Origin of the sequence: Neosynechococcus sphagnicola sy1, from assembly GCF_000775285.1 — a bacterium.
Classification (GTDB): domain Bacteria; phylum Cyanobacteriota; class Cyanobacteriia; order Neosynechococcales; family Neosynechococcaceae; genus Neosynechococcus; species Neosynechococcus sphagnicola.
In genome coordinates this window covers 1-24,237 of the sequence record NZ_JJML01000051.1, presented here as the reverse complement: position 1 = coordinate 24,237, position 24,237 = coordinate 1, and the positions used below count along the sequence as shown (strand labels likewise).

19 protein-coding genes and 5 pseudogenes are annotated in these 24,237 nt (G+C 52.5%); 9 read left to right on the top strand and 15 right to left on the bottom strand.

Going from position 1 to position 24,237, the window contains the following annotated elements:
• Nucleotides 1-53 precede the first annotated feature (53 nt).
• Nucleotides 54-857: a RecB family exonuclease gene (locus tag DO97_RS17170; RefSeq protein WP_036535776.1), complete on the top strand. Its 804-nt coding sequence runs from the start codon at nt 54-56 to the stop codon at nt 855-857.
• Here DO97_RS17170 and DO97_RS17165 read toward each other — a convergent pair.
• The 10 genes and pseudogenes from DO97_RS17165 to DO97_RS17120 all read right to left on the bottom strand — a co-directional run bounded on the left by DO97_RS17165 (nt 854) and on the right by DO97_RS17120 (nt 12,281).
• Nucleotides 854-1,657, bottom strand: a complete 804-nt coding sequence (locus tag DO97_RS17165) for a TIGR03943 family putative permease subunit (protein ID WP_036535774.1) — start codon at nt 1,655-1,657, stop codon at nt 854-856. The two genes, DO97_RS17170 and DO97_RS17165, sit on opposite strands and share 4 nt — an antisense overlap.
• Nucleotides 1,647-2,675 carry a permease gene (locus tag DO97_RS17160; RefSeq protein ID WP_036535771.1) on the bottom strand — a complete coding sequence of 343 codons (1,029 nt, stop codon included), beginning with the start codon at nt 2,673-2,675 and terminating at the stop codon, nt 1,647-1,649. The genes DO97_RS17165 and DO97_RS17160 overlap by 11 nt, the downstream gene beginning before the upstream one ends.
• Nucleotides 2,676-2,844: 169 nt before the next feature.
• Nucleotides 2,845-3,739: pseudogene (locus DO97_RS31430) on the bottom strand (DNA-formamidopyrimidine glycosylase).
• A 163-nt stretch (nt 3,740-3,902) separates the two neighbouring features.
• Nucleotides 3,903-4,139, bottom strand: a complete 237-nt coding sequence (locus DO97_RS17150; protein WP_036535769.1) for a photosystem I reaction center subunit IV — start codon at nt 4,137-4,139, stop codon at nt 3,903-3,905.
• 115 nt (nt 4,140-4,254) lie between these two features.
• Entirely contained in the window at nt 4,255-4,983 is a 729-nt protein-coding gene (locus DO97_RS17145) for a DUF6391 domain-containing protein (protein WP_239651828.1), read from the bottom strand.
• Nucleotides 4,984-5,075: 92 nt separating this feature from the next.
• Nucleotides 5,076-5,819: a hypothetical protein gene (locus DO97_RS21430; protein WP_052128894.1), complete on the bottom strand. Its 744-nt coding sequence runs from the start codon at nt 5,817-5,819 to the stop codon at nt 5,076-5,078.
• Between the two features lie 255 nt (nt 5,820-6,074).
• On the bottom strand, nt 6,075-7,190 hold the full coding sequence (locus DO97_RS17135; protein ID WP_081980824.1) for a sulfate ABC transporter substrate-binding protein: 1,116 nt from the start codon (nt 7,188-7,190) through the stop codon (nt 6,075-6,077).
• A gap of 562 nt (nt 7,191-7,752) precedes the next feature.
• Complete coding sequence (locus DO97_RS17130; protein WP_156120638.1) at nt 7,753-9,183, bottom strand: MFS transporter; 1,431 nt, start codon at nt 9,181-9,183, stop codon at nt 7,753-7,755.
• Between the two features lie 235 nt (nt 9,184-9,418).
• On the bottom strand, nt 9,419-10,612 hold the full coding sequence (locus tag DO97_RS17125; protein WP_036535805.1) for an MFS transporter: 1,194 nt from the start codon (nt 10,610-10,612) through the stop codon (nt 9,419-9,421).
• 118 nt (nt 10,613-10,730) lie between these two features.
• Nucleotides 10,731-12,281, bottom strand: a complete 1,551-nt coding sequence (locus DO97_RS17120) for a YcjF family protein (RefSeq protein ID WP_204368717.1) — start codon at nt 12,279-12,281, stop codon at nt 10,731-10,733.
• Nucleotides 12,282-12,439: 158 nt separating this feature from the next.
• On the opposite strand from DO97_RS17120, the pseudogene cobO reads away from it, so the two are divergent.
• The 3 genes and pseudogenes from cobO (at nt 12,440) to DO97_RS17105 (ending at nt 14,134) form a co-directional block, all read left to right on the top strand.
• Nucleotides 12,440-13,076: pseudogene (cobO, locus tag DO97_RS17115) on the top strand (cob(I)yrinic acid a,c-diamide adenosyltransferase).
• Between the two features lie 48 nt (nt 13,077-13,124).
• Nucleotides 13,125-13,811, top strand: a complete 687-nt coding sequence (locus DO97_RS23360; protein ID WP_081980823.1) for a J domain-containing protein — start codon at nt 13,125-13,127, stop codon at nt 13,809-13,811.
• Between the two features lie 50 nt (nt 13,812-13,861).
• Nucleotides 13,862-14,134, top strand: a complete 273-nt coding sequence (locus DO97_RS17105) for a DUF3143 domain-containing protein (protein WP_036535766.1) — start codon at nt 13,862-13,864, stop codon at nt 14,132-14,134.
• A 13-nt stretch (nt 14,135-14,147) separates the two neighbouring features.
• Here the strand turns inward: DO97_RS17105 and DO97_RS17100 are convergent, their stop codons facing one another.
• From DO97_RS17100 to lysA, 4 genes are all read right to left on the bottom strand, one after another.
• Nucleotides 14,148-14,825 (bottom strand): DUF1345 domain-containing protein, encoded by a 678-nt coding sequence (locus tag DO97_RS17100; RefSeq protein WP_036535763.1) that lies wholly within the window; start codon nt 14,823-14,825, stop codon nt 14,148-14,150.
• A gap of 54 nt (nt 14,826-14,879) precedes the next feature.
• Nucleotides 14,880-15,629, bottom strand: a complete 750-nt coding sequence (locus DO97_RS17095) for an isoprenyl transferase (RefSeq protein WP_036535761.1) — start codon at nt 15,627-15,629, stop codon at nt 14,880-14,882.
• The gene (gene cdaA, locus DO97_RS17090) at nt 15,626-16,549 is read right to left on the bottom strand and encodes a diadenylate cyclase CdaA (protein ID WP_036535759.1); all 924 of its coding nucleotides are present in this window, start codon (nt 16,547-16,549) and stop codon (nt 15,626-15,628) included. The genes DO97_RS17095 and cdaA overlap by 4 nt, the downstream gene beginning before the upstream one ends.
• A gap of 81 nt (nt 16,550-16,630) precedes the next feature.
• Nucleotides 16,631-18,049, bottom strand: a complete 1,419-nt coding sequence (gene lysA / locus DO97_RS17085; RefSeq protein WP_036535756.1) for a diaminopimelate decarboxylase — start codon at nt 18,047-18,049, stop codon at nt 16,631-16,633.
• Between the two features lie 59 nt (nt 18,050-18,108).
• Here lysA and rimI point away from each other — a divergent pair.
• Nucleotides 18,109-18,736 (top strand): annotated as a pseudogene (gene rimI / locus DO97_RS17080) (ribosomal protein S18-alanine N-acetyltransferase).
• Between the two features lie 146 nt (nt 18,737-18,882).
• Nucleotides 18,883-21,370: pseudogene (locus tag DO97_RS17075) on the top strand (ATP-dependent Clp protease ATP-binding subunit).
• 254 nt (nt 21,371-21,624) lie between these two features.
• Here the strand turns inward: DO97_RS17075 and pirA are convergent.
• Nucleotides 21,625-21,780, bottom strand: coding sequence for an arginine synthesis PII-interacting regulator PirA (gene pirA, locus DO97_RS24685; RefSeq protein WP_193365092.1), 156 nt, complete (start codon nt 21,778-21,780; stop codon nt 21,625-21,627).
• Nucleotides 21,781-21,908: 128 nt separating this feature from the next.
• Between pirA and DO97_RS17070 the strand changes: the two genes are divergently transcribed.
• The 3 genes and pseudogenes from DO97_RS17070 to DO97_RS17060 form a co-directional block, all read left to right on the top strand.
• Nucleotides 21,909-22,427, top strand: a complete 519-nt coding sequence (locus DO97_RS17070) for a TrmH family RNA methyltransferase (protein WP_239651825.1) — start codon at nt 21,909-21,911, stop codon at nt 22,425-22,427.
• Nucleotides 22,378-23,189: pseudogene (locus DO97_RS17065) on the top strand (SAM hydrolase/SAM-dependent halogenase family protein). Before DO97_RS17070 ends, DO97_RS17065 begins: the two are co-directional and overlap by 50 nt.
• 97 nt (nt 23,190-23,286) lie before the next feature.
• Nucleotides 23,287-24,237: metallophosphoesterase (locus tag DO97_RS17060; protein ID WP_204368716.1), on the top strand; the 951-nt coding region annotated here is incomplete at its 3' end.

Here is a 24,237-nt window from a genome sequence, read left to right as displayed (position 1 = left end):
GGTTGGGCACTCCCCATCCTTAACTAACCGAGGTTGCCAGACTAAACTGAATCATGGCTTATCCCCTGTCAGCATCACGGCTCCAGACCTACCAGCGGTGTCCCCAGTCCTACTATTACCGTTATGAAAGGGGAATCAAACAACCGGGTTACTTTGGCGCGGCCAATCTAGGAACTGCCCTTCACCAAGCCCTAGCCAAGATCTACTGGGACTGGCATTATCAAGAGCCTTTGCCGCCACTGGACTGGGTTCACCACTGCTGGCAGCAATCCATTAGCAACCTCAGTCCGGCTCAAGTCGCCGAGGGGAAATCGATCCTGGATACCTATTACCATCAGTTTATTGCCGCCCAGCCAACCCTGCGAAAACCCGTGGCGGTGGAGGGGAAACTCCAAGGACGGCTTGAGATCCAAAACCTGGAGTTTGGCATTACTGGCCGCTATGACCGTCTGGACTGGTTCGAGGATGGTCTGGAACTCATCGACTATAAGTCTGGGCGCGACAAACAAATCCCGGAATCCACGTTACTCGATGTTCAGATTGGCCTCTACTACTTGGCCTTGGAACAACGCTATGCCCAAAGCCTCAAACAACTCAGCCTCCTTTGCCTGCGATCGGGGGAGAAGATCTGTTTTGTTGCCACCCCAGTTCACCGAGAAAGGGTGTTGCAGATGATTCAAGATCTGGCAATGCAATTGCGTACCGATCACCAGTGGCATCCTGCCCCCGGTCAACATTGTGACCCCTGTTCCTACCGCCGCTATTGTCCTGCCATTCAAGAGCACCCCGAACCCCTACCGGAGTCTCGCACTGGGTTTTGTCGTGCGACCCAGCCCATTCAACTGGTTTTGTTTTAGTACTCGTAAGGGTTCTTCGGTTCGGGAATCCCGGTGAGTTTCTGGGGTTGAATGGTCAGTTTTCGCTGGCCACTCAAAACTTCCGTGATCATCCGACCTTCAATTTCCAGCCAGATATCGGGTGGGTAGTAGCGACGACTCTGGGTCAACTTCACCGGCAAACTGACAGGGTAGACATCCGCTGCACAGCAGGTAATCACAAATCGGGAGATCAGTAAGTAGTTATCGGGTAGTTCGGGGGCATGGATGACAAATCCCTGCACCTTGACGGGCTGTCCGGTGTAAGCATCCGGTTCTGGATAAACATTTAAAGTCCGAACCCAGTCAATCAAGCTGCGTTCTTCAGGTTTCACCGCACTGTGAAATGCCTGGGGATGGGTTCTGGTCAAGGCCAAAGAATCGGTCACCCCTCGATGAAAGGCGGTTTGGCTGGTGAACACCCGAGGGCTAATCAGAAACCCCAGCAGTGCCGTGATCAGAAGTAAGGTGCTACTCCAACCCGGTGGGAACAGCGTGATATGGGACACCGCCGAAGTGGCTCCAGCAGTTTTTAGTCCCTGCGATCGCAGTAATTCCCAGGCTTTCCAGGCACTGATCAAGAGCATACCCATGCCCCCTGAGATCGCCAACCAGGTGTATTGGGGATGAATGAGCAGGTTGAGTTTACCGGTTAACCAGTAGGTCAGCAGTAGTCCCCCCCAAGCGGCGATCGCCCCAACATCCAACCAAGGCAATAGCGCCTGAGAGCGGTTGGAACCCGGACGACGAGGCTGGCTAGAGGTGGGGAGGCTAGCTGACATATAGATTCACAAACAGGGTTAACAGAAAGGTTAACTGGGCAGCAATCACAAATAAATAGACAATGGCTCGGGGGCGAAAAATCGACAGCATCAGACCAATGGCCTTGAGGTCAATCATGGGGCCAAAGACTAAAAAGGCCAAAAGGGAGCCGCTGGTAAACGTCGCTGCAAAGGACAGGGCAAAGAAAGAATCCACCGTAGAGCAGATGGAAACCACGGTAGCCAACCCCATCATGGCAAGAATTGAGGTTACCGGCCCCTGACCTAAGCCCAAAATAATGTCGCGGGGCACAAAGACTTGCAATAACGCTGCGATCGCACTGCCGACAACCAGCACCCCTCCCAGCTCTTTTAACTCCTGCATAGCATTGTCCACAAACATGGGTAGACGAGCCATCCAGGACGCAGGTAAAGGAACCGCTGCCACCAAGTTGGCCTGGAGTGTGGCCACACTCATCAAATCAGTCTGTCCCGGCTGTCCCAGCCAAAAGGTGCCTGACTGCAAAAGTTCCGCTCCGGATGCTGCTGCCAAATTTTCTGGGTGGGAGGGTCGAGGCTGGGGCATGGCTCGAACCAAGCTGGCCTGCAACAGGGGACGTAAATCAGCTTGGACACTAAATACCCAACCTAAAACCGTGGCAATGAACAGCGAGAACCCCACCCGCAACACCACAATTTCAGGCTGATCGCGGAATGCTGTCCAAGTTGCCCAGATCACAATCGGGTTGATCGTTGGAGCTGCCAGCAAAAACCCAATGGCCACGGGGGTCGGTACCCCTTGGATCAATAACCGACGGGCGACGGGAATATTGCCGCATTCGCACACCGGGAAGAGGAACCCCACCAAACTCCCCACCAAGGCTCCCAGCAGGGGATTTTTGGGCAGCATCTTGATCAGACGCCGCTCATCGACAAACAACAATAATATGCTGGAAAACAGCACACCTAGCAGCAAAAAAGGCAGGGCTTCTACTAATAGGCTGAGGAAGATGGTAAAAGCGTTGTTGAGTTGCTGCATGGTATCAATTGACTCAGCAGTGCCGGAGCATAATCCCTGCCATTGTATCGGAATTGCTGTCTGGGGTCGTTGGGTAATGAGATCTGCAAAACAGCCAAAATGCCTAGTGGTCTGTCAAAAAATCATCCCTGTTAAACGCTTGATCCATCAGCCCAAGGTTGGCAGCATCCTAGTGCTGACAGTGGGGACAAAAATGGGTGGAACGCCCTGCCAATTTCAAGCGTTGAATGGGAGTAGCACAAACGCGGCAGGGTTGACCTTCACGGTCGTAGACCCAGGCGGTGCCGCCATAGTTGCCATTAATGCCCTGGACATTCAAAAAGGTGCTGAAACTGGTGCCGCCGACGGTAATACTGGCCTGCAACACATTGATAATGGCCTGCTGCAACCGCTGAATTTGCGCTGGCTTGAGGTCGGCACACCATGTATCGGGTCGAATCCCGCTCTGGAACAGCGCCTCATCGGCATAGATATTGCCGACACCCGCTACCAAGGTTTGATCGAGTAAGGCAGATTTGATCGGACGACGACGCTGGTGGAGTTGCTCAGCCAGGTACACGGTGGAAAATTCTGGGTCAAATGGTTCCGGCCCGAGGTTTTTTTAAGCCAGGAATAATCGTTGCAGGGGCAATGCCGGGTGGCACCCACCACATTTGCCCAAAGGTACGTTGATCCACAAATCGCAGTTCCTGACCCTGTTCAAACCAGAGTCGGACGCGGGTATGTTTTTGCAACGGTTGATCTTGGGTTAACCACAACAATTGCCCCGTCATCCGCAGATGTACCCCTAGCCATCCCCCATCCACTAGGGGTAGAGTTGAGCCTTCGATGGCCGGAGGAAAATTTTTGATCATCGATGTCCGGGTGAGCGATGCCAGTAAATACTTGCCCCGCCGATGCCACTGGGCGATCTCGGCTCCCTTTAAACCCGCTAGAAAGGCATTCACAAAAACAGGGTGGGCAATGGTGCGTGGTAGCAACACAGATCCACCCTGGATGGTTCGGTTAAGGGTGACTTGGTTGAGTCCCCGGCGAACCGTTTCAACTTCTGGTAATTCCGGCAATGTGTGATTTTAATCTGAGTCTGGCGATCTGTAGAGATAAGCTGAGAAGTGGGCTCCTCATACTCAAAATGACCTGGATTAGCAGTGTCACCCAACGGGAGAGTGAACTTTTGCCAGGGTAGGGATGGCTACCCCAACTGCTAGCTCAGGGATTCCTTCGCTACTACTTCGCTGACTTCTTCGCCTTGGGAGCCCCAACTTCTACCAATTCATCAAGGGCAAAATTATTGGTGTTTACCCCAGACGCATTGCCACTGAAGCCTGTATAGTTAACTCGGTCGAAGCGGACAATCACGGAATATTTAATGCCACTTTGGTCAATGGAAGCCACAGTGCCAACGTCCTGATACCAGTAGGATTCTTTACGGAGAATGCGAACTTTAGAACCGCGTTGAACCATGAGTGTTTTCCCCTTCTGTTTTAATCTCGTACTCACACGGTGAATTGATTCCAGGTTACTACTCAATCGCGACCCTCTGGCGATCGAGGTCTTTAAGTTTTATTGCTGTGATGGCTTACGGACAGGAGGACTCAATCCACTGAACCTGGACAAAGTAAGCAAACCGACCCTCCCCGTCCAATACGGGTCGGACGGCGGCAATCTCTAAATTAAAGGGAATCGCCGTCATCAAGTATTGCTGGGTCAGTCGGCCTAAATCAGGGGTGAGTTGCGCCGCTGTGGTAGCTGCAAGTCCTAGTCCTAATAATTGTTCCAGGGGTCCTCTGGGAAACACGACATGAATCCCCACTGCTAAACTCGCCAGCAACAGCATCCCAACCGATAGATTAGTGCCACAGCGAGGATGGAGGGCAAGTTCCCACTCACCCGTGGTGAGTCGGTACAGTGCTTGCGTCACAGCCCGCCGCACCTGCGTTTGCTGTACCTGACCGTATATATAAAAGCCTTGATCCGTAGACAGGCCACCCAGATCGCCGTCATCAATGGGTCCTGTGGACAGAGGCTGACTGGAACGACCACTTAACACCCAGACAGTTGCGTGTTCCAGGGCATGCACCTGACGCAACATCAGAAACTCTTTCAACCCTGGCACAAAGGCAAGTTGCCTCAGCAACTCCCCATCCTGGGCTGGTTGAGGGTCATAGAAGGACGGCCACAGGTGCGATCGCGCCAGTTTTGATAGCTTATTCTCTTCCTCAGCGACCTCTGCACTCTCAATATTTCCGAATCCAAGATCCCCGAATTCCCATGGGAACCAGGAACCATTATTAGTAGGGTAGGTCATGGCGGCAAAGGGCTGAGCACACCAGCCTGGAGGGTACTATTACACTCTAGCGCTGGCGCAGCTGCCAAGGGATGCTCGAAAAACCAGGACAGCTAAACTGCACTAGCGGTTCGCTCGGACAGGGTTTTGTTGACTTCAATGCCATGTTCTTCTAGCACTACAATTGGATTCCCACCCATTCCTAGGATGATCCGCTTCACCAGTACCTGGCCATTCGAGAGCCGCTGTCCGGCACGAACATAGCGACTGGAAGGCTCATTGGGTGCTTTGAGAATTGCCTGAATGGTGTTCCCAATCTGCACCACTCCGGTCACTTCTACAGCCCGTGCTAGATCGGGTTGGGGAGGGGGGGGTGGCAGACGCCTGATGGGTTTGGTCGGGCCAACCACTAAAGAAGGGGGAAGGGTCACATCCGGGGAGATCGCTAACAAAGAGAACGGATCGGTGCGACCTTTCTGAATTTCTTGCAACCGTGCGTCTGGGTTGGTGGATTGGATCAAACTCGTATCACTCGCAGCTTGATTCCCAGGAACCTTTGTAACCATAGGCTTGCCAGTTGCATCCGTGGCAGGTTTTTGGGCGATGACTGGAGCCGGAGTTGCCGCAGCGATAGGAGCGGGGGATGCGGATGGCTGGGGACTGGGGGGGGCACTACCCGTCAAAGCCGAACAACCTGCGGCTGAGAAGGCCAGTATCCCTAGGAGAGACATGGATGAAAGTTGACGCATGACAAGTTCCTCAAGGCTTGATTCAATTCCGACAAAGTGGTCGGAAATCATAGACCGTAGCACCACACTTTTCATCCATTCAAACATAAACAGTTTGGGATTGACCACCAGTATGAAAACCTGTAACCAGCAGCATCACCATCATCCATCAGCGCCGATCGGGAACCTATCCTTTTGCGGTTAAGAATATCCCCTCTCAGGATCGCCATGCAGCGCCATCATCAGCTTTTGGGGCTTTGATCAGCGTGGGAGCGATGACTTTTTCAGATCCCCTCTCTCCTTAGAATCTGGGTGAACGGTTGCAATTGTGTCTCACATGACCTCCCAACCAATGACAGCCCCCCCACTCCTGAGCACACCGTCCTACCGTTTCTCTTTTTGAATTTGATCAAAAATGGCCCCATCCGCAAAAAACTTTTGTTGAACGGCATCCCAGCCGCCAAAGTCTTTTACCGTGTAGAGCTTGCTGATTTTGGGGTACTTACTAGAGAACTCTTTGGCAACGGTTGCATTGACAGGACGGAAACCTGATTTAGCAAATTCTCGTTGGGCTTCTGGGGTGAATAAAAATTTCACAAACGCCTCTGATGGCTTGCGGGTGCCGTGCTTGTCCACATTCTTATCCACCACAGCTACCGGCGCATCAATCGAAATGTTCACAGAGGGTAGGACATAGGGCTGAACTTCTCCGTTCAGTCTCGCCAAGATAACTTCATTCTCGTAGTTCAACAACACATCACCCTGGTCTTGCTTGAAGAAAATATCCGATGCTTCCCGGGCATCTTTGGGGAGGATGGGTACATTTTTGTAAACCTGAGTTACATACTGCCGTGCCTTGGCTTCATTCCCGCCGGTTTCGCTCACCGAACCCCACAACCCTAAAAAGTTCCAGCGAGCCCCGCCAGAGGTTTTGGGATTGGCCGTAATCACACGAATGCCGTTTTTAGTGAGATCCCCCCAGTCCTTAATCTTTTTCGGGTTGCCGGGCCGCACCACAAGGGCGATTACAGACTTGGTCACAGTGCCATTGTTGGGAACTTCCTTTTCCCAACCTGGATTGATCAAGCCAGCTTTCTGAATCTTATTAGTATCCCCAGCAAGGGCTAGTTGCACAATATCCGCTTGCAAGCCGTCAATGACTGCCCGTGTTTGGGAACCTGATCCCCCATAGCTCTGCTTAAACCGAATGGTTTGTCCTGTTTCTCGCTTCCATTTGGCTGCAAAGAGAGGAATGATTTTCTCGTAAGCAGCTTTGGTCACAGCATAGGTAACCAGTGTCAATTCCACATCCTTGTTCTGTGGATTTGCCGGTTGTGCCTGTGTCAGCCAACCTAAACCGATGCCGGATGCCACAAACAGACTCAGGAGGGTCAATGCCCGCCGACGGGGTAGCTTCACCGGGCCTGCCAGGGATTTTGAGGAGGCAGATTTCTGAGTGGTTATCCTTGGGAACAGATTCTTGACGAGGCGATCAACCATGGTGCAAATGTTCTCCATTGTATAAATTACTTAAAACCGATCGAGATACTGTACTTTATCACCTAAAGATGCCCATGAAAAGAGGGGTCGGCGTGTTCTCGCAGGCGATATCGCTTATAAATTGATGGATCTGAAAAGGTCACGGCCATCCGTCTACTCTAGTTAATGGGTTAATCCCCCAGAAATCGGTAGGTGCACTGTAATATAATTTCTCAATCGGAGACCAGAACTGCGATCGCTGAGTTGGGTAAGGAGCATCAAGAAAATCCTGCCTGATCTCCTGAGTGAATTTTGGGAGCAATAGCCATGTATTGCCAGCTCCGCAATGACAGATTGAGTCTAGTACGGTATTCCGATCAACTTATAGTGTTTTACAGGCAAATGATAGCGCCAGTCAGCCAACTGAGGATATGAGCAGACTGTCAAGCACTGATTCTGAGCGACTGCCTGACACTCCATCGCACAAAGGTTTATGGCGATGGCTATATGAGCAGCTTTCAACCTCAAGGAGCGCCGAGTCCCGTGGGGGTTGAGGGGAGTCCAGAAACATCTACACCCATTCTCACTCCGGTAATTGCCGCTCCTGTACAAAAATCAGAGGTAACAAGGCTCCGAGCCGCAGTACGCTGGAGAAAGCGAACAGTCCCAGCAAGCCGCCATAGCCTAACTGAGCAAAAAAGCCTCCAGCCGTGGTTCCCAGTGCGCCACTGATGCCAGCAAAGGCTGCTGCGATGCCAAAGTAAGTGGACTGGTTATGATGGGGGGCGATTCCCATCTGAAAGTTGTTAGAACAAAGGTCGATTGCCGCTGCTGTTGCTCCGGCAATCAGGTGCAGCAGTGGTAGCCATACCCAGGTAGATAATGGATTGGTGCCAGTCATGAGCCAAAAAATCGGGAAGATAGCAAACACAATCCCCACGCCAATCAAAATCGGACGGTTGCCAATCCGATCTGCCAGCTTTCCCCAAAACATCAACAGCAGTAGGTTTGCCCCAGCTGACAAGCTGTTATAAAGTGTGACTTGGCTAATATCTAAAGCCAAGTCATTGAGCAAATAGACATTGAAGAATGGGGCGCTGAGGTTCACTGAAAATGTCCACAGGTTAACATAAACAAGGAACTTGAGAAAGTTTGAATCTTGCCAGATGCTGGCCAGTGAAATAGGCTGGAAGAGAGTTTGGCTGGTTGGTTGGCTAAAAGAGTCATCGGCTTCAATTGTGTGAATAGAGAATACTTCTTGCCCCGACTGGGGATTCACATCCACCATGAAATTCTGAAAACACAGGCTGACTAGTCCAGACACAACACCCAGAATCAGCACAACGCTATAGCCCTGGATCGAACCTCCTTGCCATCTAGACACCACGAATCCTAGCAACGGCATCGAGATCAGATTGGTTAAGTTAGCGGCGCTACTCCGCAAACCAAAGTAGCGTCCCCGCAAAGAGCGGGGCACTAATGCTGCCATCCAACTCAGCCAAGGGGCACTGCCTAGGGCCCCCAGAAAGTAACTGAAGATGGCAACGCCCAAGGTAATCTCAATTAGGAAGTTGGGGGCAGCGTGATTCCTGCCGACCAGGAAAATGGCGATCGCCAACCCAACCCATAGCGATCGCGAAATGCTGTAAACCCAAAAGCAATAGTCGTGACGGCTGTTGGTTTGTTCAGAGAAGTATGCTCCAATTGGCTGCATCAGATTTGCCAGCATCGGAATTGATGCTAGAACCCCGATCTCGGTAGGACTCGCCCCCAGTTCTAGCAAAAAGTTGGTCAGCAATACCCCCCCTGTCACATTTGAGAACAGGGTGGCGAAGACCCCGTCTAGGGTTGAGGCTTTCAGGCTGGTGCGGATTTCATCTTTAGAAGCCTTCAGGCTTGCAGTTGGTGATCGCGATTTTAGTTTGACCCGTTCAACAATCGGCCCCACCTGGATGAAAGCGGTTTCAGTAGAAATTTCAGCGGCGATCGCATCCACAGATGGAAAATCCTTCATCTATCTCACGACTCCAAATAGGAGGAGGTTTTGCTGAAATCGAACACCAATTCAAACTAAAAGTGCAACACCTGGAAGTCGTTTAGAGAGGCATTCCGCAGGATAGTCTGATGTTGACTGAAAAAAGGTTATCCCATGAGATATACCCATCTTAGAGGATGTTTCAAAAGCGTTGGGGGATGAAGCTCTATGCTTTTGCAAACCTGTTCTGAGCCAATTTTATTTTTAGTTAGGATTAAGCAAAAGTTCCTGGCTGCACCTGATAGCGATCGCGGATGGCAACGGCGAAAATCAACACCCCCAAGGTTAATAGACCTGCCAAATAGAGGGGATAGGCATAGGTTTCTGGATGGGATTGATGAATCATCAACCCGGCAATGATCGGGCCAATAGCATTGGAAACACTGAGATAGGAAGCATTCAATCCCAGCACCGTTCCTTGATCTTCAGCCCTGGCATTTAAGGAAATCAAGGCATTAATCATCGGTTGCACCAGGGAGTTAAACAGGGAAAACAGGATCGTTACCCCAACGAAATAGATGACATTCGCCCAAATTGGCATCATCAGAAATGAAGCCCCACGCACCAATAAACCCAGAAATAGAATCGCCACTAAATTGATTTTTCGCGTGAGGACTGAGATCCCCCAGGTTTGCATCAGCACCCCTAAGACTCCAAAGACCAGAAACATCAGGGTCAAAGACTGATTGGTTTGGTGGAGTACCTGAATGAAGTAGGGCTGAAAGGCATAGGTAAAGATGGTGAAAGTAGTGCCAATCAGAAAGTTGATGATCAAGAGAATCCCCACCTTGGGAAAGGTCAATCCTGTGATTAAGTTTTTCAGACCTAAATCAAACAAGTTTTGGCGGACAACCACTGCTTTGACAGGCAGACTCTCAGGTAAGTAGAACAGGGTAATCATCAGGGCAACAAAGGCGATCGCGCCTGACACCAAAAAAGCAGCCCCCAAGGAAATCTGTTGTGCTAACAAACTCATGGCAGGCCCTAAAACAAACCCAAAGCCAAAGGCAGCCCCATTAATGCCAAAGCCACGAGCGCGGTTCTCCGGTGTGGTCACATCTGAAATTACCGCTTGGGCCACGGCTGCATTCCCCCCTGTAATCCCATCCAGAAACCGAGCAAAAAAGAGCACCCCAGCCGTTGCAGCGGTGCCAGCAATGAGATTGGCAACCACGGTTCCCAGAAGGCTGATCATCAGCAGGGGTTTACGGCCAAAGCGATCGGACAGCTTCCCAATCACAGGGGTGGCAAAGAATTGAGCGATGGAGTACACCGAGAACAATAAACTGGTCTGGAAATCATTTAGCCCATATTGCCGGCCATAGAGATAAATAACGGGAATCAGAATCGTGAGGCTGAGAGAGTTAATCAGCGAAATTAGAGCAATAATCCAAAAGTTACGGTTCATGCTGGCAGCTACCGACAAAGGATGGGCGCAGGCAAGTGATGTCCTTCCATGACCCCGTCTCAGCCGTTAGGGTTGCCGACCCACCCATCACCCTGGGCCACCTTAAAAAGGATGTCACTCAGGAACCTTGAGCTTCGGGTTGTGGTACGGAGACACCCAGGGTCTGTGGGAGATGGATCGCTCCATTCCCCTCTGGTAACAAGCGACTGACTCCCTGTTGCACCAGCGATCGCCAGAGGGAACTTTGCTGCTGTTGCTGAAAGAGCTGACGTAATAACTGGGTGAGGCGTTCTAGCAGCAGCGGCTGGGTCGTAGCAGAATGGGTGGGATCTTGTTCTTGGAAATAAGCCACCAAACCCAGTCCGGCCAGATGGGTGAGATAGGCGGCGCTAACGCCCTGTAACAGCCCTCCTGCCACAAAGGTGACTGCATTACTCTTAAGGACAGTGGAGATCCCTTGGGTGGTTAACTCGACGAGACCGAGTTTGAATAACAGCCCTGCCAGGGTACTCGCGATGGCTTCGGCCTGAGCGCGGGAGAAGGGCTGCCGATAGATGGCTCCCAGCTCTAAAATCATCTGGGTGGTAATGGCGGCGGTTGCCAGTAAGTCCAGAGTAGGCAGCGGGTTAGCAAAGGCCGTGGCGGCGGCAATCCACTGGAACTGCTCAATCAGGGGCAGGGCACGGGAGCGACGTACCTGATTCAAACCTGCTTTAGCCTCGGCTTGTAGGGTCATGACCCCCCGTAAGGTACTGGCCCACTGGAGTTGCTGCCCTTCCTGAGTGAGAATCTGCTGCAGGCGATCGCTCAGAACCTGAATCTCCGGAGCCGGTTGCTCTAGCCATTCGCGGACGGAGCCGTTTGGCTGATGGTGCCGAACCTTCATCAACCCCGGCACCGCTGTGATCGGGACAATATCTGCGGTCGTCAATAGAGGTCGGAGCCGTTGCTGGAGTTGTTGCAGGATCAAGGAACGGTCTACGGGTAGGTACTGATCTTGCTTGTTCAAGACCAAAACAGTACGTTGCTGCCCATGGAGGCGTTGGATCACCTGATATTCTGAAGCCGTTAAATCGCTGGTGGTGGTGAACAAAACCAGATCAGCTCGACTGACCTGCTGCCAGATTTGGGTTGTGTCTAAGTCTGCGGGGGTCGTGTAGTCAAACAGTGACGGCAGTTCTTGAATGCACAGTGTAAAGAGCGACGCTGCAATCTCGGAGGTGCGTAAATAATCCGCGATCGCCGTTTTGCCGGTTCCTTTTCCTCCCAGAATTACCAGGCGAAACTCAGAGCGCTCCAGCTCGTTTCCCATCTGGTGAGATTGTTGCTGAAGCTGGGTGAGCTGGGATTCAACCGCATCCCCCCTGGGCGCAGTTGCGGTCTCTGCGGCAAATTGTTCTAAGAGGGCGTGCAGGGTAGTCAGGGATTGCTCAACGGTTGTCCGGTCAAGGGGAACCTGAGCTTTTAAATCCGGCAGATCCACAGGTGTTTGCTGTCGCCACCACCACACCCCCGCCCCTACAGCGGCGATCGCCCCAAGGGCACTGATATTGCCAACCCAATGTTGCCAACTGTCTAGCAGCCACAGTGCTGCTGTTAAACCCAGTCCTCCCACTAAAATCGGTCGTTGCACTTTCACAACCTGCCACCACATGAGATCGGACTTCATTATATTAACGAAGTAACCTCATTCTACCCGTGACTGCCTCTGGTCAATCCGCCCCTGGACTGCGATAACCTGTCAAACTGAAAAAGATGTCCCCTGCAGCAATCCCTATGGCAGCTCACTCCTCGACCCCTCCCCCCGAAACCGTGACGGAATCTGAAATGATCGCCACCACCCTCGATCCCTCCATTGCCACGTTGACGGCGGATCAATATCAACGCAAGATGCAGCGGCGACAACAAGTGCAGGCAGAACGGTTAGCCCAGCGTACTGTCGAAAAACGGGTTGATCATTGTGAATACAGGCAATGGCAAGGGTAAGACCACGGCAGCCCTGGGGATGGTGCTGCGATCGCTGGGCCATGGTTATCGCGTTGCCGTGATTCAGTTTATCAAGGGTGCTTGGGAACCAGCGGAAAAGCAAATTTTTAGCCATTGGCGGGATCAACTGGTGTTTCAAGCCATGGGAGAAGGGTTTACCTGGGAAACCCAGGATCGCGATCGCGACATCAAGGCCGCACAACAAGCGTGGCAGGCGGGACTTTCCTACCTGAGTGATCCAGCCTTTAAGCTTGTGCTCTTGGATGAAATTAACGTGGCGCTGAAATTGGGCTTTTTGACTGTGGAGACGATTCTGTTAGGACTGGAACAGAAACCCCCTGAAACCCATGTGATTCTGACAGGAAGAGGCGCTCCCACTCCCCTGATTGAGCGAGCTGACCTCGTGACGGAAATGACCCTAGTGAAGCATCCGTTTCGAGAGCAGGGTGTCAAGGCACAACCTGGGATTGAATTCTAGGGTGGGAATCGCTGGGAACGTGGTTAAAATAAGTTCAATTACACGGGAATGTGGACTGTGACTCAAGAACGAGCAGTGTCCGGGCAAGCGAGTCAGAACGTGCCCAATCCAACCACCCTGGATGCCACCTATTACACCCTATTGGGGCTCCCTCCCTCAGCCTCAATACAGGAAATTCGGCGTTCCTACCGGGAACTCAGCAAGCTGTACCATCCCGACACCACGATCCTGCCTTCAGCGATCGCCACCACTAAGTTTCAGCAATTAAACGAAGCCTATGCCACCCTGAGCAGTGCGGAACGACGGTTGGTCTATGACCAAAAAAATGGCTATTCTCGCTTTACGGTCATTCAAGCCCCGGCAGATCTCAATCGTCCCGTTGGTACGACCCGCCCGGTTTCCTCCTCAGCCTATCTTGACCCTACGGATCGTCCCCTGTCAGCGGGGGAAATCTTTGCCCTGTTTATTCTGGCCCTCACGTTTTTGGCTTGCTTAATTTTGGCCTTCACCATTGGCTTAACCCGAGGTGATACGGTGTTGCAGCACCTGCCACTGCCACCGGCGACCGTCTTGGAGTCACCCTCCCCCCTGCCCAGTCCACCGCTCCCGGCTGCTGTAGTCTCTACATCCACCGCCGCACAAAAAAAGGCGACCACCCCTTCCCCCCTTCCCCCCTTCCCAGCGGTTACATCCACAGCCTCCGAATCTATTGAGGGGGCTGCCAGTCAACCCTAATTGAACTCCTCCCCTGCTCCTGTTTGTCCTTTCCCTGCTGTATGGCTCCTATGGCATTGCCCTCTAACGATACCCCCCTCTACAACCATCCCCTTCCCGATTTGGAACAATGGCTCCAAGCCCACGGCTGTGAACAAGATCGCAACGAACTCCACTGTTGGCATTTGCGGCAATCCACCTGGGAAGCAGAAATCTGGCTGGATATCGACCAACTCTCGGTGCGCTACCTGAAAGCCGGAGAAGAGGGACGCGATATCCAACGGGCCTTTAAATATTCGCTGAGTCGTAAAGATGTCGAAGATGCTGTATTTGCTGGGCCTTAGCCAGATCGCTCCCTCAAATGATGTTCGAGACGATATTGACCACCAGACCAATGACGGCGGTGACAAAGATAAACGACAAAATAGAATGGATTAGGGTAATCCGCCGCATGTGAATTCCCGTGATCGAAATATCGGAGGTCTGGTAGCACATGCCAATGGTGAAGGAATAGTACATAAAGTCCCAGTGATCCACCAATCCTTCGTTGGGAAACTCTAACCCCCGGAGGTACTCTTCCTTGCCAGCCGCCACTTCGTCATAGTACATGCGGGCATAATGTAGGGCGAAAAAGGTATGCACCAACAGCCAAGCCTCAAAAATCGCAATCATGGACAGCCCCATGTGGATATTGACCACAAGGGCGGGCAGCTTCTGAGTATTATCTAGCATCAAAGCGACAACGACGAGGCTGGTGGCCGAGCAGATAATGGCAGCAATCAGGGTGGCTGCGTGACTTGGTTCTAGGCGCTGCTGTCGTCGGAAAGTTTCTTCGGCATCGGCATTCGTCATCATCAGGGCGATGCTCCCTAGTAAGGCTAGCATTCCTAGGTCAAAGGCTAGCAAAATACGAATTTCAGAGGACGGGATGACAAAACTAACGCCATAAACAAAGCAAGCAATGGCGACCGCCGCGATCAAACGTCCCCGAGGGTGAACCAATGCTTCATAAACTCTGGAGTATTCACGGTTCATGCTTCAGGGCTCCGGTTTGAGGGAGTTAACAAGTAATGGTGCAAGAGGGTCTGTTTAAACGCTGCCAAAGCGGCGATCGCGCTGCTGATAGGCACAGAGAGCCTGGTGAAATTCGGCCCGATCAAAGTCCGGCCACAGGGCTTCAGTGATATAAATTTCAGCATAGGCCATCTGCCAGAGTAAAAAGTTACTGATTCGCATTTCCCCACTGGTGCGGATCAGTAAATCTGGATCGCAGATTCCTGCGGTATAAAGATGGCGCTCAAAAATGGCTTCATCAATATCCTGGGGTTGCAGTAATCCCTGCTGCACCTCCGTGGCGATCGCCCGACAGGCTTGTAAAATTTCCTGCCGCCCGCCATAGTTGGTTGCTACGGTAAACTGAATGCCCTGACTCTGTTGCGTGGCAGCCATGGAGCGTTCAATTTCCAATTGCAGGGTTTTGGGGAGGGCATGTAAGTTACCGACAAAATTGATCCGGACATTTTCCTGGATCATCTCCCGCAACTCCTGCCGCAACACCCGCTCAAACAAGGTCATCAAGAAATCAACTTCTTCTAGGGGCCGACCCCAATTCTCTGTGGAGAAAGCGTAGGCGGTTAGGGCTTGAATTCCCCAGTCCTGACAACACCGGAGCAGATTCTTCAGGGCATCGACCCCCCGACGATGACCCATAATTCGGGGCAACCCCTGGCGCTTTGCCCAGCGGCCATTGCCATCCATAATTACCGCTACATGCTTGGGTAGGCGATCGCGTTCTAAATCGGCGGGTAATTTTTGCAAAACGGTTTGGTTGCCAGTCATTTCTTCTCCCGAGAAGCGGATGCTGGAAGCCGGAGGAACCGTGACAGAAGTGCCAATCCCTGAGACAGCAATTGCCGGCTCAATGTGCGGAGATCAGGAGCCACTGTTTCGCGATCAACAGATTGGGAGAACCGTGCTTCCAACAACTCCTTCAGTTTACTGCTTGTTAAGGGGCGATTCAGCCCCCCACGCTCTGCCAGGGAGATTGATCCAGTTTCCTCTGAAACCACAATACACAGACAATTTTCCACCCGTTCTGTAATTCCCATCGCTGCTCGGTGGCGTGTCCCCAGTTGCCGAGAAGCCGTGCGCTCTGACAGCGGTAAAATCACCCCCGCTGCCATCACCCGTGATCCCCGAATCAAGACCGCTCCATCGTGGAGGAGGGTGGTGGTCTGAAAAATTGTCTGTAATAGTTCCTTAGAAATCTCAGCGTTCAGTCGCACCCCCGGCACTGAAAAATCTCGCTCATCAATGGGTTGATTGGTTTCCAGGAGCAGCAGGGCTCCCGTCCGCCGTTGGGACAGTTCTTTGACCGCCTCGACAATTTCATCAATCACACTCCCTGCCTTGGGGATCACCCGCTGGGACGGCTGAAACAGTTGGATCACCTCCCCTCGACCTAATTGCTCTAGGAAGCGGCGAAACTCTGATTGCAGAATCACAGCCATAGCAACGGCAGAGCCAATCACCAAATTGCTCAACACAAAACTCAGGAGGGTAAGCCCAATGCGGCTACTAATAGTGGATGCTAGCATCAATACAAGGAATCCACGCACCATCCATAGGGTTCGTCGCTCCCCAATGATCACCAGCACAATATAGGTGAGTGCCAGGACTAAGCCAACATCAACTAGCTGTAACAGCAAGGACCGAGTCCAGCCAGGATTATGCAGCCATTGTGTCCACGGATATCCCATTAGACCTGGAGTGACACATCCAACGCGCTTGCGTAGATTTACATCAGAAAGCCTTGCGAGTTTCAGAAGCAGAGCATGACCCTACCCTTCGGTTCGAGACTGGCTCAACCGTTCCGGCAGTGAATCTTGACGGATCAGGTCCGCATAGGTTTCCCGTTGCAAGATCAAATGACTGTCCCCAGCCTGAACTAGGACGGCTGCAGGTCGGGGTAAGCGATTGTAGTTGGAAGCCATGCTGTAGTTGTAAGCCCCGGTTGCCATCACTACCAGAATGTCTCCCGTCTCCGTTTCAGGAACCTTCGCTTCCTTAATCAGGATATCCCCTGACTCACAATGTTTACCAGCGATCGCCACAGTCTGGGTTAGGGGGGCTGACATCCGGTTGGCGACCACCACCCGATACAAAGACTGGTAGGTAATGGGGCGGGGATTATCTGACATCCCGCCATCGACGCTGAGATAGGTACGTAGCCCTGGGATTGTTTTTCGACTTCCCTGGGTATAAGCAGTGACACAGGCGGGGCCAATCACCGAGCGACCGGGTTCAGACAGGAGTTTGGGGAGGGGCAACTGTTGGATCTGACAGGCGGTGACCATGGCATCACAAATCACCTTCACCCAGGCATCAATGCTGGGGGGATCATCCGCCTCGGTATAACAAATTCCCAGTCCGCCCCCAATGTTGACTTCTGTAACGGGGAGACCATAGCTGTTGGCCTTGACCAGCCATTGCACCATCACACTGGCCAAATCGGCGTGGGGCTGTAGTTCAAAGATTTGGGAGCCAATGTGGGCATGGAGACCCAGGCAGGAGAGGCAGGACTGTTGGCTGATCAAGGTAAAGACCTCGTCCAGTTGGTTGGGATCAAACCCAAATTTGCTATCTAGATGGCCGGTACGAATATATTCGTGGGTATGACACTCAATTCCAGGGGTGAGGCGAATCAAGATCGGGATCGGGGGGGCACTAGGTCTCTCTGCCGCGATCGCCACTAGGGTCTGTAAGTCCAGCCAGTTATCCACCACAATGCGACAACCACAGGTAACCGCGAGGGTCAGCTCTTCCCGTGACTTGTTATTGCCATGGAGGTAGAGTTTTTCTGGACTCACCCCAGCTTGCAGGGCTGTATAGAGTTCCCCACCAGAGACGACATCGATCCCCAATCCCTCTTGATCGGCGATCGCACACACCGCCAAGCAATTCCAGGCCTTGGAGGCATAGAGAACTTGAGAGTCCCCCGGATAGTAACGCTCGAAGGCCTCTCGATACTGCTGACAGGCGGTGCGGAGGGTCGTCTCATCCAAAATATACAGGGGAGAACCATACTGCTGCACCAATTTCACAACATCGCAGCCGCCAATTTCCAGATGGTCTTGGTGATTCACCTGGGCGGTGAGGGGCAACAGAGATTGATTGGGAGCCGCCAGTGCAGCCCTAGCAGTAGATAATAAGTATTGACGACCTGATGTTTGAACCTCCGCCGAGTAAGTTGCGACCATTGTTTATAACTGGATAGAGCGTCTCCTTAGAGCCTACCCGAAAATTAGCCCCTCCTGTCTTGAATTTCAGAGCTACAGAGCACCAAACTTGCAATTGGGTTGAACTGAAACCCCTCAGTGCTGATTTACTCCCCGCCGTAGTGGAACTTGACCAGATCTGCTTCGGTGGTCTTTGGACAGGGGAAGGTTACCAGCGGGAGCTGGCCAGTCCCAACAGTGAACTATGGGGATTGACCCAATCTCCGGATACTCCCCCGGGTTCTTGTAGGTTTGGGTTGTCTATGGGCAATTTTAGATGAAGCCCACATCACAATTTTGGCCGTGCACCCTGCCTATCGGCGACAAGGATTCGCGCAGGTTTTACTCCATCGCTTGCTGGTGATTGCCCGCCAACGGGGGTTGGCTTGGGCTACCTTGGAGGTACGGGTTTCTAATAGTGCCGCGATCGCCCTCTACCAACGATTTGGGTTTCAAGTCGCAGGGCGCAGATGTCGCTACTATCCAGACACCCAGGAAGATGCCTTAATCCTCTGGCGCGGACAGTTGCAGTCCTCGGAGTTTCAGCATCTCCTCCAAGACTGGCAGTTCCCCCTTGAGCAACGATTGCAAGCGTTGGGTTGGAAATTACTCCGATCCCCGAACTCCCCCTGTCCAAGCCTTGACTTGCGTCCCCCTCTCTGCGAATAATTTCCCTTTGGACTCGACTCATCTTGTTGCAAATGGGGCGTGGGGGGAAATCACCCCAAGTACCTGTTGTTCCGTCCTTGGCAGCAGGAAGTTTTCCCTATGCTAGAATCAGCGTACCGGCACGCAGCAGGTAATGGATACAAGCCATGTTTGAACGCTTCACAGAAAAAGCCATTAAGGTGATTATGCTGGCCCAAGAGGAAGCCCGCCGCCTGGGTCATAACTTCGTGGGTACAGAGCAGATCCTCCTGGGTCTGATTGGAGAAGGGACCGGCGTCGCCGCCAAAGTGCTGAAATCCATGGGTGTTAACCTCAAAGATGCCCGGATTGAAGTTGAAAAGATCATCGGACGTGGTTCTGGCTTTGTTGCCGTTGAGATTCCCTTTACGCCCAGAGCCAAACGAGTTCTGGAATTATCTTTAGAAGAAGCTCGTCAGCTTGGCCACAACTATATCGGCACCGAACACCTACTTCTAGGATTAATTCGAGAAGGAGAAGGGGTCGCTGCTAGAGTTCTGGAAAATCTAGGGGTAGATCTGGCCAAAGTGCGAACCCAGGTCATTCGCATGCTGGGGGAAACCGCCGAAGTTACCGCTGGCAGCAGTCAAGGTCGAACCAAGACTCCTACCCTGGATGAGTTCGGAGCCAATCTCACCCAGATGGCAGCTGAAGGTAAACTCGATCCCGTTGTCGGACGGCTGAAGGAAATTGAGCGAGTCATTCAAATCTTGGGTCGTCGGACGAAAAACAATCCCGTTCTGATTGGAGAGCCTGGGGTCGGTAAAACGGCGATCGCAGAAGGACTCGCCCAGCGGATCGCCAACAATGATGTCCCCGACATCCTGGAAGAAAAGCGCGTTGTCACGCTGGATATTGGTCTCCTGGTCGCAGGCACCAAATATCGGGGTGAATTTGAAGAGCGCTTGAAAAAAGATTATGGATGAGATTCGTTCTGCGGGGAATGTGATCTTAGTCATTGATGAAGTGCATACCCTAATTGGTGCGGGGGCTGCTGAGGGGGCAATAGATGCCGCTAACATTCTCAAACCGGCCTTGGCGCGGGGAGAATTGCAGTGCATCGGGGCGACTACTCTGGATGAATATCGCAAACATATTGAACGGGATGCAGCCTTGGAACGTCGGTTCCAACCAGTGATGGTGGGTGAGCCAACCGTCGATGAAACCATCGAAATTCTCCGGGGACTGCGAGAGCGTTATGAGCAGCACCACAAACTGAAGATCTCGGACATTGCCTTAGAAGCAGCGGCCAAGCTCTCCGATCGCTATATTTCCGATCGCTTCCTACCTGACAAAGCCATCGACTTAATTGACGAAGCAGGATCACGGGTACGGTTGTTAAACTCGCAACTGCCCCCTGCCGCCAAAGAACTCGATAAGCAACTCCGCCAAGTGCTGAAAGAGAAGGACGATGCAGTTCGTTCTCAGGACTTTGACCGGGCCGGGGAACTGCGTGATCGCGAAATGGAAATCAAAGCTCAGATTCGCTCCATTTCCCAAACCAAGAAAACCGATGCCGCCAGTGGTGACGAAATTGTCCCCATTGTTGACGAAGAGGACATCGCCCATATTGTAGCCTCTTGGACAGGGGTTCCCGTCAACAAGCTAACGGAATCTGAATCCGAAAAGCTGCTCCACATGGAAGATACGCTGCACCAACGTCTCATTGGTCAGGATGAAGCCGTGAAGGCGGTCTCTCGTGCCATCCGGCGGGCAAGGGTGGGGTTAAAAAATCCCAACCGTCCCATTGCCAGCTTTATCTTCTCAGGGCCAACGGGTGTTGGGAAAACGGAGTTGACGAAGGCGCTCGCTGCCTACTTCTTTGGGTCTGAAGAGGCCATGATCCGACTGGATATGTCGGAGTATATGGAGCGGCACACCGTCTCCAAGCTCATTGGCTCACCCCCTGGTTATGTTGGCTATAACGAAGGGGGACAACTCACTGAAGCAGTTCGTCGTCGGCCTTATACGGTCGTGTTGTTTGATGAAATTGAGAAGGCACACCCTGATGTCTTCAATATGCTGCTGCAAATTCTAGAGGATGGCCGCCTGACAGATGCCAAGGGTCGCACCGTAGACTTCAAGAACACCCTGCTGATCATGACATCTAACATTGGCTCCAAGGTGATCGAGAAGGGTGGGGGAGGTCTGGGCTTTGAGTTCTCGACTGAAAGTCAGTCAGAGTCTCAATACCACCGGATTCGTTCCTTGGTCAACGAAGAGTTGAAACAGTACTTCCGTCCGGAATTCCTCAATCGTCTTGATGAGATCATTGTCTTCCGTCAATTGACGAAGGACGAGGTGAAGGAAATTGCAGACATTCTGTTGCGAGATCTCTTCAAGCGTCTCACAGAGCAAGGGATTACCCTGGAAGTGACCGAGCGATTTAAAGACCGACTGGTGGAAGAAGGCTATAACCCTAGTTACGGTGCTCGTCCCCTCCGTCGCGCCATCATGCGGCTACTGGAAGATGTGCTGGCAGAGGAAATTCTGTCAGGTCGTGTCAAAGAAGGAGATCTTGCCTCTGTAGACATCGACAGTGAGGGTCAGGTAAAGGTTCTGCCCAGTCAACAACCTCAGGAACTTTTGCCGGAAGCGGCACCACAGTTATCCTGACCTGATTTTCATCCATGCTTGTAAAAAACGGTAGAGATGATCACATCTCTACCGTTTCTTTGATGGTGACTCACTGGAGTGACGTTCATACTTGAAGCTACAGGACATCCAAGGATTGGAGGGAAAGGAGCTAGCACGAGAATCCCTGCAGAGCGTCAGTGCCCTTGGAGTTTAAAGTAGTGAAGGGACAGCAAACTTGCTGTCCCTTCACCTTGCTATTACAAAAGCTGCTAAGGATGGTTTATTGGGTATCATTACCCAACATAGTGAGCTTCTGCTTCTAGTTGCTGAATCAGACTTTCATCGCCCTTAGCTCTAGCGGCTTCCAAACGGCGTTGGATATTCAGGCGCAGATTGATACGGTGAGTTTCAGAAACTTGCTTTAAACCAGAGTGACGATTGTTAGCCATGGCTGACATCTCTATAAGCATTGAGTGGGTGACTTCTTTAATCTAGCACCTATCCAGAAAAATGTGTTTATTGTTACAGAATTTTTCAAATATATCTTTTTTGAGTTCCATCGACCGTTACTCTCGCCGTGGGCAAGCGACATAGCTACTGGAAAATGCCACGCCGTAACCTGATCATCTGTGCCACTCTGGTTCAGAACCCCGCCAATTTGGGTGGACTGTGTCGCACCGCTGAAGCCTTTCGGTTAGCCGCGTTGGTTACGGGTGATGCCTCCATGACGCAACGGGCAGCGTTTCGTGACTTAGCAGTCTCTGCCCATCGTTGGCAGCCGTTGCACATCTGTACGCCCCTGGAGCTACCGGAATGGATTTTAACCCAGCAACAATCTGGCTACCGGGCGATCGCCCTGGAAGCCCACCCTAGGGCAGTCCCTCTCCCAGAATTTAGGTTCCCACAATCGACGGTTTTGATCCTCGGGCGAGAGCTAACGGGCATTCCCCCTGAAATTTTGGATCAGTGTGATCAATCGGTGGTGATCCCCCAGGCAGGTATGGTGGAATCGTTGAATGTCCAGACCGCTGCCGCGATCGCCATTTATGAGTACAGTAAACAGCACCCCCTGCCGCATGATCGCCCTCTTGAGTGATTTTGGCCAGCAGGATATCTACGTTGCAGTGCTCAAGGGGGTCATCGCCCAGATTCATCCCCAGATTCGGGTTCTGGATCTCACCCACCAGATTCCACCCCACGATATTGCCGCCGCTCGGTTTAACTTAATCAATGCCGTGGCCTACCTCCCCGTGGGAACCGTCTACATCGCTGTCGTCGATCCAGGGGTGGGTAGTCAGCGGCGGGCGATCGCCCTCGAAACCCCCCAGGGTTACTTTGTTGGCCCAGATAACGGGGTGTTCAGCGGTATCTGGCAACCGGATACCTGGATTCAAGGGGTAGAGCTAACCCATCGCGCCTACTGGCGCACCCCTGATCCCAGTCCCACCTTCCATGGTCGGGATATTTTCGCTCCCGTAGGTGCCCACCTGGCCTGTGGCGTACCCTTGCCCCACCTGGGAAGGGCGATCGCCCCAGAAAGCCTAGTGGTTGGCTCAATTCTCGCTGCCACAGCAACCACGCGGGGGATGACGGGACTGATTCAATACATCGATCACTTTGGGAACTTAATTACCAATATTCCTGGGGACTGGGTGCAAGGCCAAGGGTGGTACAGCCGTGTCCGATCCATGACCATTCCTGGCTGCCACACCTACAGCGATTGACCCCCCCCCAGCAACCCCTGGCCTTAGTGGGGAGTCATGGTTGGGTGGAAATTGCGGTCAATGGTGGGAGTGCCCATCAACAACTCCAGCTAGGACTGGGAACCACAGTGGATGTAGAGTTGCTATGGTTGTGATCCAGCGATCTTGTCGGGGATCAGCCGCTGCATATAGCCTCAAAGCAGGGCGGGGCAGTGAGTTGTTGTTGCATGTCATAGCCAAGGAGAGCGGAGGATGAGGCGTTGGCGTTGGGTTTTGATGTTACTCTTCCTGGGGGTTTCCACTTTGTTACTGACCCTGGTGCCCCCAGCGCTGGTTCAGGAGTCTCCTGGTTTTAGCTTGCGCTTACTGCATACGAATGATCATCATGCCCACCTCGACCCCGTGCAGTTCGGGGATCAACCACTGGGGGGAATTGCTCGACGTCGAACTCTGATCCAGCAATTGCGATCCCAGAGCCAACAGCAGGGCACTCCCAGCGTGTTACTTGATGCTGGAGACATATTTCAGGGCACCCTTTATTTCCTGCAATACCAAGGGCAAGCCGATGTGGATTTCTATAATGTCTTGCAATACGATGCGGCGACCCTAGGAAACCATGAGTTTGATCGGGGACCACAGGTACTGGCCGATTTCATTCATGCTGCCCATTTCCCCCTCCTCTCTGCCAATCTTGAACCTGCACCAGCGTCAGTCCTCAAAAACCAGATCAAGCCCTGGATAATTCTCCCGGTGGGAGGACAAAAGCTGGGGATCTTAGGATTGACAACGGCAGAGACCCCAATTCTCTCCAGTCCGGGAAAGGATCTTACCTTTACCGACCCCATTCAGGCAGCTCAAACCGCCGTCCAAGCGCTGCAGGCCCAAGGAGTAAACAAGATTATTGCCATTACCCACCTAGGATTGATTGCAGATCGAGAACTCGCACGGCAGGTGGCAGGCATTGACATCATAGTGGGTGGACACTCCCATACCCCCTTGGGAACGATGCCCGGTGCCACCAACCCCTATCCCATCGTAGAGACCGCCCCCGATGGTCAACCTGTGCTGGTGGTCACCGCTTGGGAATGGGGGAAGTACCTGGGGGATCTGCTGGTGCAGTTTAACCCCGATGGCAGCCTGTTGTCCTGGCAAGGCAACCCCCGATCCCGTAGACGCCACCCTGAAACCCGATCCCGCTTTTCA

Excerpts from the sequence above, each read along its gene's own strand:
- DO97_RS17170 (WP_036535776.1), top strand. The coding sequence starts at position 54 with ATGGCTTATCCCCTGTCAGCATCACGGCTCCAGACCTACCAGCGGTGT.
- DO97_RS17165 (WP_036535774.1), bottom strand. The coding sequence starts at position 1,657 with ATGTCAGCTAGCCTCCCCACCTCTAGCCAGCCTCGTCGTCCGGGTTCC.
- DO97_RS17160 (WP_036535771.1), bottom strand. The coding sequence starts at position 2,675 with ATGCAGCAACTCAACAACGCTTTTACCATCTTCCTCAGCCTATTAGTA.
- DO97_RS17150 (WP_036535769.1), bottom strand. The coding sequence starts at position 4,139 with ATGGTTCAACGCGGTTCTAAAGTTCGCATTCTCCGTAAAGAATCCTAC.
- DO97_RS17145 (WP_239651828.1), bottom strand. The coding sequence starts at position 4,983 with ATGACCTACCCTACTAATAATGGTTCCTGGTTCCCATGGGAATTCGGG.
- DO97_RS17135 (WP_081980824.1), bottom strand. The coding sequence starts at position 7,190 with ATGGTTGATCGCCTCGTCAAGAATCTGTTCCCAAGGATAACCACTCAG.
- DO97_RS17130 (WP_156120638.1), bottom strand. The coding sequence starts at position 9,183 with ATGAAGGATTTTCCATCTGTGGATGCGATCGCCGCTGAAATTTCTACT.
- DO97_RS17125 (WP_036535805.1), bottom strand. The coding sequence starts at position 10,612 with ATGAACCGTAACTTTTGGATTATTGCTCTAATTTCGCTGATTAACTCT.
- DO97_RS17120 (WP_204368717.1), bottom strand. The coding sequence starts at position 12,281 with ATGAAGTCCGATCTCATGTGGTGGCAGGTTGTGAAAGTGCAACGACCG.
- DO97_RS23360 (WP_081980823.1), top strand. The coding sequence starts at position 13,125 with ATGTGGACTGTGACTCAAGAACGAGCAGTGTCCGGGCAAGCGAGTCAG.
- DO97_RS17105 (WP_036535766.1), top strand. The coding sequence starts at position 13,862 with ATGGCATTGCCCTCTAACGATACCCCCCTCTACAACCATCCCCTTCCC.
- DO97_RS17100 (WP_036535763.1), bottom strand. The coding sequence starts at position 14,825 with ATGAACCGTGAATACTCCAGAGTTTATGAAGCATTGGTTCACCCTCGG.
- DO97_RS17095 (WP_036535761.1), bottom strand. The coding sequence starts at position 15,629 with ATGACTGGCAACCAAACCGTTTTGCAAAAATTACCCGCCGATTTAGAA.
- cdaA (WP_036535759.1), bottom strand. The coding sequence starts at position 16,549 with ATGGGATATCCGTGGACACAATGGCTGCATAATCCTGGCTGGACTCGG.
- lysA (WP_036535756.1), bottom strand. The coding sequence starts at position 18,049 with ATGGTCGCAACTTACTCGGCGGAGGTTCAAACATCAGGTCGTCAATAC.
- pirA (WP_193365092.1), bottom strand. The coding sequence starts at position 21,780 with ATGGCTAACAATCGTCACTCTGGTTTAAAGCAAGTTTCTGAAACTCAC.